This window comes from Bacillota bacterium (genome assembly GCA_013314855.1).
Taxonomy (GTDB): domain Bacteria; phylum Bacillota; class Clostridia; order Acetivibrionales; family DUMC01; genus Ch48.
In genome coordinates this window covers 47,023-58,801 of record JABUEW010000007.1, presented here as the reverse complement: position 1 = coordinate 58,801, position 11,779 = coordinate 47,023, and the positions used below count along the sequence as shown (strand labels likewise).

General features: G+C 35.8%; 8 protein-coding genes. 4 read left to right on the top strand and 4 right to left on the bottom strand.

Going from position 1 to position 11,779, the window contains the following annotated elements; all coding sequences use genetic code 11:
• The first annotated feature begins 738 nt into the window (after nt 1–738).
• From HPY74_02185 to HPY74_02170, 4 genes are all read left to right on the top strand, one after another.
• Nucleotides 739–1,692, top strand: coding sequence for a sugar ABC transporter permease (locus HPY74_02185; GenBank protein NSW89485.1), 954 nt, complete (start codon nt 739–741; stop codon nt 1,690–1,692).
• 12 nt (nt 1,693–1,704) lie between these two features.
• Entirely contained in the window at nt 1,705–2,604 is a 900-nt protein-coding gene (locus tag HPY74_02180) for a carbohydrate ABC transporter permease (protein ID NSW89484.1), read from the top strand.
• A 47-nt stretch (nt 2,605–2,651) separates the two neighbouring features.
• Nucleotides 2,652–4,232, top strand: coding sequence for an extracellular solute-binding protein (locus tag HPY74_02175; GenBank protein NSW89483.1), 1,581 nt, complete (start codon nt 2,652–2,654; stop codon nt 4,230–4,232).
• Between the two features lie 515 nt (nt 4,233–4,747).
• Nucleotides 4,748–6,169: an alpha-L-fucosidase gene (locus HPY74_02170; GenBank protein NSW89482.1), complete on the top strand. Its 1,422-nt coding sequence runs from the start codon at nt 4,748–4,750 to the stop codon at nt 6,167–6,169.
• A gap of 639 nt (nt 6,170–6,808) precedes the next feature.
• Here HPY74_02170 and HPY74_02165 read toward each other — a convergent pair.
• The 4 genes from HPY74_02165 to HPY74_02150 all read right to left on the bottom strand — a co-directional run bounded on the left by HPY74_02165 (nt 6,809) and on the right by HPY74_02150 (nt 11,666).
• Complete coding sequence (locus HPY74_02165; protein NSW89481.1) at nt 6,809–7,768, bottom strand: hypothetical protein; 960 nt, start codon at nt 7,766–7,768, stop codon at nt 6,809–6,811.
• Nucleotides 7,769–7,990: 222 nt separating this feature from the next.
• Nucleotides 7,991–9,676 (bottom strand): extracellular solute-binding protein, encoded by a 1,686-nt coding sequence (locus HPY74_02160; protein ID NSW89480.1) that lies wholly within the window; start codon nt 9,674–9,676, stop codon nt 7,991–7,993.
• A gap of 135 nt (nt 9,677–9,811) precedes the next feature.
• Nucleotides 9,812–10,690 (bottom strand): carbohydrate ABC transporter permease, encoded by an 879-nt coding sequence (locus HPY74_02155; protein ID NSW89479.1) that lies wholly within the window; start codon nt 10,688–10,690, stop codon nt 9,812–9,814.
• A 13-nt stretch (nt 10,691–10,703) separates the two neighbouring features.
• Nucleotides 10,704–11,666: a sugar ABC transporter permease gene (locus HPY74_02150; GenBank protein ID NSW89478.1), complete on the bottom strand. Its 963-nt coding sequence runs from the start codon at nt 11,664–11,666 to the stop codon at nt 10,704–10,706.
• Nucleotides 11,667–11,779: the final 113 nt, after the last annotated feature.

Sequence of the window (11,779 nt, the reverse complement as noted above, 5' to 3'; positions counted from 1 at the left end):
TACAGGCATGTCTTCATTTGTGACAATGAAAGTTTTATTTTTTAAAACTGATAAACGTCATATGGAATAATCTGGGTACTATGAATGATTTAGGGTAAAAAGTTTGAGTTTTTATGAATAGGTCCTGATTCTTTGAAGTTTTATATTTTTTATTAAGTATTATCAAGAGAATACACCTCCAGACTGACCTTTTGTATCTTCTTTTTTCTTAGATTTTCTTCAAATTTTAGTATTGTTTTTACCAAAATGAACCCCTTCCTCTAAAAATATTATATTAATATTATATTAAAAATTTATGTAATAAGGAAGGGGTAATATCAGGTCCTCAGGTGCTATTCAAGAAAATTTAAAACACTTTTGCTATCCACCTTAGTTTGGCGTAAAAAATTACCAAATCGAGTATTGGCAGTACTTGCACATTGACAACAGAATAAGAGTAATGACTAAATATATAAAAATAATTTAAAAAATGGACATACCCCAAAATTTAAATCCAGTAATGCGACTTTCAGTCGCAAAATAATTCCCTGCACTGAAAGTGCAGGGAGTGGTTTAGTTCTATTCTTACGAAACTATTTTTCTGTGTTCTCTCTAGCCGTCAATTTATTTGTGTTATTAATTGATGATTCATTTCTACAAAAAATATCAAATTAACGTAAAAAAAAATCATTCATTAGGAAAGAAGTTCACATTATAATAAACTTATAAATTTATGATTTCCAAGAGCAAAGGGGTATCATGAAATTGTTTTCAAAAGCAGATATAAAAGGTGGGGTACATCATAGATTACATTTTATAAAGAGTGTATATAAATATCGGGGATTATTATTAATGCTTTTACCTGGAATTCTGTTTTTCATTATTTTCCATTACATCCCTATGTATGGCGTTTTACTAGCGTTTAAAGATTTTAGAATTATGGATGGGATTATGGCGAGTCCATGGGTTGGACTAAAACACTTTCAAAAAGCTTTTTCTGATCCATATTTTCTGCAGGTTTTTAAAAACTCGTTACTCATTAGTATATATAAGCATGTTTGGGGTTTTCCAGCACCAATTCTGTTTGCACTTTTGCTAAATGAAGTAATAAACCAGAAATTTAAGAAACTGGTCCAAACAGTATCCTATCTACCATACTTTTTATCATGGGTAGTTGTTGCTGGAATGTTTATAAATATTCTATCCCTAAATGGTCCAATAAATGCTATTATTTCAATCTTAGGATTTAAACCAAGGCTGTTTCTGACAGATCCAACACATTTTAGAAGTATCCTTGTTATAACTGATATATGGAAAGGATTTGGGTGGGGATCTATAATATATCTGGCAGCTATAAGCGATATAGAGGAGGAGATGTATGAGTCTGCATATTTGGATGGTGCAAATAGGTTTCAAAGAGCTTTTCATATTACAATTCCTTCACTTGCTCCTGTTATAGTTATAGTATTGATTTTAAGTTGTTCGAGTATTCTAAATGCAGGGTTTGATCAAGTCTTCAATCTTTACAATTCTATGGTTATGGATGTTTCTGATATTATTGACACATATGTTTACCGAAAAGGTTTACTTGATATGGATTACAGTTATGCTACTGCAGTTGGGGTCTTTAAATCAATAGTTGCATTAATTCTGATTATTGGAACTAATAAAGCTGCTAATAAGCTCGGAGGAAAAGGTTATGGATTATGGTAGAATTTTGGAGGTATTAAAATGGTCATTTTAAAAAAATCAGCATCAGAAAAAGTATTTGATATCCTAAATTATGTATTTATGTTTTTAATTTTTTTAATTACAGTATACCCATTTTGGAATCAAGTGGTTACATCACTAAGTGAGGGGTATAGTGCATATTTAACAGGAATGCTGTTGTGGCCGGCGAAGATCTCAAAAAAGGCGTATGAAATGGTGTTGGGGTATTCATTATTATGGACTGGGTTCAAGAACAGTATAATCAGAACAGTATTGGGAACATTGATTTCATTGGTGTTTACAAGTTTAACTGCATATCCGTTGTCAAAGAACAAGCTACCTCTGAATGGTTTTTTTACAGGTATGATATTTTTTACTATGTTGTTTAATGGAGGATTAGTTCCAAACTATCTTTTGGTAAAAAGGCTTGGAATGCTAAACACTGTTTGGTCACTTGTACTACCAGGTATGATTGGAGCATTTAATGTGTTCATCATGAGGAATTTCTTTAAAAGTATCCCTGAAAGTCTCGAAGAATCGGCAATGCTAGATGGCGCAGGGTATTTCAGGATATTTTTAGCAATTATACTTCCTCTTTCTAAACCAGTTATAGCTACAGTAGCTTTATGGGTAGCGGTAGGCCACTGGAATTCCTGGTTTGATGGACTTATATATATTACCGACAAAAATAAAATTTTGCTTCAGATTGTATTGCAGAAAATCATTATTGAAAACAACTCAACTAACATTCAGGAAATCATGCAAAGGCTACAAAGTAATGAAAGAAGTAATTATACTGGTAGACAACTTCAAGCTGCAATCCTTCTTGTAGCAACCGTACCGATGATTGTTATCTATCCATTCATACAAAAATATTTTATCAAAGGTATTAGGATGGGAGCTATTAAAGGGTGAACCCTTTTATATATAATAAAAATAATAAAAAAAGGAGTGTTAAAATTATGAAGAAAACTAAAATGAGGAAAGTTTTAACAGTAGTAATCTGTCTGATGATTGTGTTTAGTGGCTTGAGCGGATGTGCTGGCAGTGGAGGCAATAAAACTGAGAACACTCAAACAACTCAAACAAAGGAGCCTATAACATTAAAGATTTTTGGTGTAGATGACGTTGCAAAGGCATCGTATGTACTTAAAACACTGGAAGAAAAATTTAACGTAAAATTTGAAAACAGAGAGATTGACGGCACCAAGTATAAGGAGCAATACCAAATGATGATTGCATCCGGCGATATACCTGATATATTTACTTGGATTGATATTCCTACGTATACAAAATATGCAACACAGGGAATCTTAGCAGAATTGCCTATAGCTACTATTGAAAAATATGCTCCGAGAATTGATGCATGGCTTAAAAAATCTTTTAATGGCGATCCTTATGCACCGTTTATAAGAAACGGAAAGAATTATGCCCTTCCTAACTATTCATTAATGGCAGAGCATTTTAATGCATTTGGAATAAGGCATGACTGGCTGGAAAAAGTCGGTATTGGCAAAACTCCAGAAACATTGGATGAATTGGAAATAGCACTTAATAAATTTACAAATGAGGATCCGGACGGTAATGGGAAAAAAGATACATTTGGATGGTCTACGGATGGTTCAGGAATACCTACATTGTTTTACCCGGTATTTGGAGCTTATGGAGTTTATCCGGGAATGTTCACAGAAAAAAATGGTAAAATCGTCAGGGGGGAAATTCAGCCAGGGGCAAAACAAGCACTCACATTACTCAACAAATGGTTCAAAGCAGGGTATCTCGATCCTGAATTTTTTGTAAATAAGTGGGACAATGTTATGGAAAAATGGTTGGCAGAGAAGTTTGGAGTTGTTACCTGGGCATGGTGGGAATTGTCGCCAAAGGATGCATTTTGGAACGGTAGGCTGAGAGAGAATTTGCTTGAAAAAAATCCGACTTCGAATCTTGTGGTTATACCTTTTCCCAAAGGTCCGGATGGGGAATCAGGTTCCTATCAGAATTATCCATTGAGCAGTTTTATAGCTTTTGGTAAACCTTTGGAAAAAGATCAGGAGAAGTTACAGAAATATCTGGAAGTAATGGACGAGTCGAGTATGAATCCAAAACAAAAAGAATTTGTATACTATGGTGTAGAGGGCAAAACATTTAAGAAAAATGCCGATGGAGATTATGAATTCATACCGCCTTACAATGATGAAGCCAAGCGTAAGGAATTTGGAATTGGTTTAGACCCGGGTGTTAATCATCAGGATTATAATCTTCAATTCCAGTTTATGACCAAAAAGAAGTATCTTCCTTATGTTAGCGATGTAATGAAAATTGCAGTAGGGAAATATGACATTCTCGCTGGGATTGATAAGCCTATATACAATGAAAAGTATGACAGTCTGAATCAGTTTACTTATAAAAGTTTTGTTAAATTCATTACGGGTGAAAAATCATTAGATGAATTTGATAATTTTATCAGCGAATGGGAAAAAATGGGCGGCGATAAAATTATGGAAGAAGCTCAACAGAAATATGATGAATATTTAAAAAAATAATATATATATATGATGAAATGCACTAAAGTTAAAATCATTATAACTTAAATTAAGTAATGGGGCTATCAAATAGTTAAACTGCTTAATAACTTAATAATTTGTTTGATGGTCCCTACTTATTTATTACTTTTGCTTTTATTTTAGTATACAAACATTTCTGTAAAGAATGCAATGGACTTTGAAAAATAAAAAACCTCCTGATGAATATAGAGCCTACAGGACGCTATTTGAAAGGTTTTGCTTGTTTTTTAAAGCAAAATGGAATACCGGTAGTGATGGGTGATTCCATATCATGTAAAGAAGGCCAAGAAGCTTTATGGTAATACACAGATGTGATGGTAGCCAAAAACGCAGATTCGAGTAGGTCTTTGTAGTAATATTTGAAAAGGATCTTTGGAGCAGACTCTGAAGAGCTGTAGGAGTTGCTGTTCTTAAGATAGTTTAATAGTTTTGAAATTCTATAATAATCAAAGTTAATGAAAAAATTTAAGATTTATTGAGAGAGGAGATGTATTATGCAACAAAGTGATAATATATGGAGAATAAAAATAGATAGAGATAGAACTACACACTTATATGCAGTTTCGACTGTAGATATTATTGGAAATTTAAAAAAGGATATGTCAAATACACAAATCAGATGGTACGGACCGGGTTATGTAGTATGGGAAATTGAGTTGGAAGAAGATGGAGACTACGAAGTGGCAATATGTTATGCATCTTTTTCTGAAGGGATTGTATATAATGTATTTTCCGGAAGTTATAATATACAAGGTATAACCCGAAGGACAAAAGGTTATTTCCAGACAACAGAGCACCTATTGAATTTTGAACGTGAATATTTAAAAGGGAAAATATCTTTAACAAAGGGGACAAACCGGATTACGTTTAGTATTACTGAATCAGTGGATAATTATGATTTTTCATTATCATCAATAGAGTTAACTCCAGTTAAGGCAAAAGCAGCAATTGAGAAAGACAAAAATTTGGCTGCCGGGTCTTTGGCATGCACAGATTGGTTTGTAAATGCGGGCTACGGATTAATGTTTCATTGGACTGCACAATCGCAACCCAGACATGGCAAGCTAAAGCCATATAGAGATGCAGTAATGGATTTCAATGTGAAAGCTTTTGCAGATATGGTTGAGTTAACAGGAGCAGGATATATCATCTTCACCGCTAATCATGCAAAACCACATTTCCCTGCCCCAATCCAGTCATGGGAAAGATTATATCCTGGATGGACAACCGAACGTGATTTGATCGCTGAATTAGCTTCTGCATTGGCGTCGAAGAATGTACGGTTGATGCTTTATTTAAATCCTTTCGCTGCTTATGTTTCATCTCCACGCTTGAAAAATATTGATGGGAGCACCTTCTACAGAGATGAAGTTAGAATGGATATGTCTTGTAAAGATGACTATATTGAAACAACCTGTGAGGTACTCCGGGAGATAGGCCTTCGCTATAAAAAAGCTATAGCCGGATACTGGTTTGATAGCTGCTACCAGCCATATATGCACTTTGGCAGCTTTCCAATCGAAGTATTGTTCAGAGCTGCAAAAGAGGGGAATTCTGAAAGGATATGTGCATTCAACTATTGGATTTTACCTGTAAATACTTTATACCAGGAATACTGGGCAGGTGAGGTCGGAGGTATAGGTGAGATAATGAAAAGTAGGTATATAGAAAATGGAGCTGGGAAAGGTCTTCAAAGCCATGCTCTTATTATTATGGATGATCCATGGGTTCATAAAAAGCCGGAAACGGAGGTAGAAGATCCCCATTATAATGCTGAAACGTTAATCTCATATATAAAAGGTTGTATGAAAAATGGAGGGGTTATTACCATGAATTTAGGAATTTATCAGGATGGCAGTATTGGAGATAAAACTCTAGAAGTAATGAAAGAAATTAAAAAAGCCATTAGAGCGTAATATGGGAGGTAGTGTCAAAAGTTTTATGAAAAAATGAAAAGGGGAAAAAGTAAGGAGAAAAAACATTGAGACTGGTTTGAGCTTTGGACATTGAAAATTTAAAATTTAATGGGCTGTGGATTTGATGGATAACCCGCTCGGGGCATGGATAACCTGTGGACAAAGCGTTGACAACAAAAAGCGTGTTGCCAACATTTTGCCCAGTTGATGATGACTTGTTAAAGTAGTCTGATGAAGTAACATAAGTAAAAAATAGCGATAGAAGCTAAAATAAGTATTAATACTAAAATCAAGTTTATAAGCGGATGGTTCCTCCTTTAAAATAATTTCTTTTCTAATTATTTTTTCGGTTATGGAACCATCCGTTATAATATAAAGTTAATAAAAAACGGAGTGTTCAAACCAATACCAAATCATGGGTTTGACACTACCCTTAGTATATAGGGGATTCTTTTATTAGCTTTAATACAACTTAACTATAGCTTTTTTGTCCCTACAGTCTCAAAAAAGGTGATTTTTTCATTCCCAAAGAGAGTGACTGCTAACACTATTCTTATGCCATCATTAGATTCCAATTACATTTTAAGTAATTTCCTGTGAAAAACTCATTGCGCTGTCGCCTAGCTGCAAATCATACATTTACCAACTGTCGTCAGACTTTTTTATTTTTACATTGTCAAAATGAGCTTTCCCACCTGTTACCGTATAATTTTTATTTCCTAAATAGACTCTTACCGTATCGGTAGCATTTGACGGGGCAGTAAATGTGAATGTCATAGTCTGCCATGTCGAGTTGATGAAGTTGTATGATGCTAACACCGTCCCTGTTGTCTCATTTCTAATCACAATTTCACCCCCAGCGCCCGTACCATCCGTCTTACCATCGAAGGTTACAACGTAAGTGGCAGACGGTATCCACCCATCCCAGGTCTGGTATAGTTTTTGCCAACTTGTTCCATTTGCCTTTATAGTCAGTCCATAGTCTCCCGTAGATCTATTTGTAGAATCTAAATATACTGTGGTTGAATCGGATTGCCAGCGAACCCATCTTGCCGGTTGTGTACTGTCAAAACTGGATTTAAGTTCAAATCCTTGGTTTACAAGCTTTACAGGATCCCATTTCATAATCTGACTTAATACCTGGAAGTCTGTGCTCTTTGAAGGTGTATAGTTTCTATACTGTTCGGCGGCAATAGGCCACACATTCTTATCGAATTGTGAAAGTTCCAACCAGTTTATAAGTGAACGTGTATAGGTTGTCGTATCACCAGTACCATCAACATATTTCGTTACAGTTGGACTCGTAATTGATTTATTCCACATGACCTCTGTAAGCGTATCAGTGAACTTTTCCATGTCATCTCCGCTGAATACCAGTCCATGTCTGAACATATCTATCGCAGAACCAATATCGATCATACCGTGAGATGTATCCTCTATAGTACCGCTTGTACCGTTATAGTACCATTTATATGCCGTACCGTTGGCTATCAGCCTGTTTTTAAAATAAGTATTTTGTTTTTTTACCTTATCAATGTAAGTAGAATTTCCATTAACATCATACAGTGTCAAAAGCATCCGGGCAAAAGCAAGATGCATATTATAAGGTACAACTGTCCCTTTTGTGCCGGGCGTATAAGTTTCTATGTTTCATAATACTATACCTCCATATCTTATTTATTCACTTTATTCACTATAGATATTTACATTCAGAAAGATAAGCCGGAAAAGCAGCCTTAGATATTGCAATACATCAGCCGCCCTCCGGCCTTTCCACGAAGCCGAAACAGTTTATTCAAATGTTTACTATATAATGGTTCCTTATCTCCGGTTGTATCTGTCAAGGGCTGCCTGCTGTATCTTTATCGCCTCATCCAACCCCATGCCTTTCAATGTTTTTACATATTCATCGAAATTAAAATTCTCTATTGCTATTACACCCATAATTACTTTATTTTCTGTTTCATTTATAAAGGTATTGATTTCATTCATTATTTTTGCATATTTCTGACTTTCTTCAGGGCTCTGCGTAATGGGAGGCAGGTTCCTGTCTTTTGAAGGTATGAACCATACTTTTAGAGCCTCAACCTGTTCAGGACGGGCCTGCATCTGCTTTTCACTTTGAAAATCATGTACCCTCGGGGTTCCCCAGGATGCCATACAATATTTTGCTAGTGCACGCGAAATAGGTAGCCCCTCCGGATTCTTTGTAATTTCCTCGGTATATACAGGAACACCGTCTTTCATAATATAGCTCTTTCCTTCAATTCCATAATCCAACAGCATGTGTCCTTCCTTGCTGAACCTGAAATCAAGCCACCTGGCAGACTCTTCCACATGCTTGTTCTTCGTTGTTATTACCGTCCCTATACCAATGAAATTATTGTTTTTATGGCCTACAACAGGTTTATCACCCTTTTTTAAAACAGGGTACGGAACTCCTGCCAGCTTAACACTAGGATTTTCTTTCTCCATAAGAGTCATATATCTCCCAAGGCGTGAAGCCGGATATCCGAAATATGAACCTATCCTACTGGTTGTAACCTTGCTATCAAACGCTTTTGCATCAGTGATGGCATAATCCGGATCTATTAATCCTTCTTTATACCATTTTGCCATTGTTTTTAGGAACTCAAAGTATTCAGGCTGCGAAAAAGCAAACTGGATTTTATCATCTATCTTGTACCATCCTCCATAATCCGCTGTCATTCCCCAGGCAGTCATGAAATTTCTCAATTCAGAACCTGTGGACCCGCCTACCGCCCCAAAAGGTATCTCGTCATCTTTTCCATTGCCGTTAGGGTCATTTTTCTTGAAGGCCGTTAAAACACCATACCACTCATCAATGGTTTCCGGCATTTTCAAATTCAATTTATCCAGCCAGTCCTTCCTTATCTGGAACCCCCTGAACGGCCCTTCCAGCTCCGGATCCAGTTGCAAATACGGGAAGGTATAAATAAGGCCGCTATCCGTGGTTACCTGCTTTTTAACCTGGGGATTATCATTCAATATCTTCTTAAGATTGGGAGCGTACTTGTCAATTACTTCATTCAGCCTTATAAATACACCATCCTGTAATGCTTTTTCTGGTCCTCCCGCATAATTTGTCCAGTTATATTCAATCATATCGGGCAGGTTATTGGTGCTTATCATAAGGTTAAATTGCTCCGCCTCCTGTCCTGCCGGCGGGTGCAGCCACTCAATATCAATGCCTGTCTTTTCCTTGATTACCTTCATGCACTCAATTTCTCCGTAATTCTTGACAACAGCGGCAGCATTGGCATTAAGCGGGACAAAATAAGTAAGAGTCAAAGGTTCCTTTACTATCGGAAGTCCCAGCTCATCTGTGTCTGTGCCTTTTTTATCATCCTTGCCCGCCTGCGTATTAGTCTGGGCATTATCCCCTGTACTTCCCCCGGCTACGTCCTTTTTCACCGAACATGCCGTTACTAATGTCACGACCATCAATACTGCCAATAGCGCATATAAAGTCCTTCTCAACAACATAAAAACATCTCCTCTCTTTTAAAATAATTTGTTTTTATAATTTTTTATAATAAAGTAAGCTTTGGGATTATATGTGTGCGGATTATACGTGTTTTTGCATTGCCCCTCCTTTCTTAATATTCAATCTGTCGAAAGCTATTCTTTAATTGCGCCTATCATTACACCTTTAACAAAATACTTCTGCAAAAACGGATATATAAGCAAAATAGGGATGGTAGCGACCATGACAGTAGCATATTTTATATTTTCCGCTACCGGAGCTACATCACCTGTTATACCAATGGTCATTGAGTCGGTACTGTTACTTATTAATATCTCCCTCAATACGAGTTGAAGGGGATATAATTCTCTTTTTCTCAAAAATATCATTGCATTAAACCAGCTGTTCCAGTGCGAAACTCCATAAAAAAGTATCATTACTGAAATTATGGGCAGTGACAGGGGTAAAATAATTTTAAACAAAACATAAAAATCATTGGCTCCATCCATTTTCGCCGATTCAACCAGACTTTCCGGCATACTTACAAAAGAGGTCCGCATTATAATAAGATTCCAGGTACTTATAGCACCCGGTATAACCATAGCCCATACCGTGTTTGTCATATTAAGCTTGTTTACAAGAAGATATAGCGGGATCAAGCCTCCGCTAAAAAACATTGTAAATACAATCAAAAACATGAAGAAGCTTTTTCCGTATAAATCTCTGCGGGATAATACGTACGCACCGAATGAAGTCAACAGCATATTTATTGCAGTGCCTGTGACCACATATATAATTGTATTCCTGTATCCTATCATGACCATTGGATTTTTAAAAACCATTTTATATGCGTCCAGATTAAACCCGTGCGGCCACAGTAGAAGTGAACCGCCCTGCAATACCTTCAAAGGGTCACTTAAAGAAGCAAATAAAACATAAAGAAAAGGATATATGGTTATTATAACCAGCAAAAATAAAATAAAGTGATTTATGGTATCAAAAGTAATTTCAGATATGCTTTTTCTCTTCTGCATTCTTTTATTCCTCCTACCAAAGACTGGTCTCGCTTACATTTCTACTTACAGTATTTGCCAGAATAAGAAGCAAAAAATTTATAATGGAATTAAATAAGCCTATTGCTGTAGAGTAGCTGTAACTCATTTCCAGAATTCCTTTTCTGTAAACAAAGCTGGAAATCACATCTGCTGTTTCATAAATTGTAGGATTGTACATCAGAATTATCTTTTCGTAGCCTACAGACATAAGGTTGCCTATTCTTAGTATCAGCAATATTATAACTGTTGGTGCAATTCCTGGTAGCGTTACATTTAGCATCTGACGCCATCTGCCTGCCCCGTCAATATTTGCTGCTTCATATAGGTTAGGATTAATATTGGATAATGCAGCAAGATAAATAATTGAATTCCAGCCTACACTCTGCCATATGTCAGAGGCTATATAGACCGATCTAAACCATTTAGTATCTATCATGAATGGTATCCTCTCAATACCAAATATGGCAATAATATCATTTATCAGCCCTTCTCTTGAAGTGAATTCCAGTACCATGCCTATTATAACAACTAAAGATATAAAATGAGGCAAGTAGCTGATTGTCTGGACAAGGCTTTTATAGTATTTATTTCGGACTTCATTAAGCATCAATGCCAGAATGATTGGAGCAGGAAATGAAAATATGATATTGTATATACTTAAAAGCAATGTGTTTCTTATTAGTCGTACAATATAGTAGCTTGTAAAAAACATCTCAAAATGGTCAAAACCGCACCATGGGCTTCCAAGTATACCTTTGCTAGGCGAAAAATCCTTAAAAGCAATAATTGCTCCATACATAGGCCAATAGTGGAATATTATATAATACAACAGAACAGGAACAGCCATAATGTAGACATATTTATTTTTTTGCCACTGTCTTATTATAAATGTAGTAGAGATTCTCTTTTTGTTTATACTCAGATGATTTATCTCTGATTTTAAAGTAACACTCATTCACGTTTTCCCCCTTGCTTGAAATAATACTATGCAAGGTAACAGGTGTAAATCTTTACAATTCCATCCCGATTCTTAAAATTCCGCTTTTTACATTCTCATTTTTCTATTCA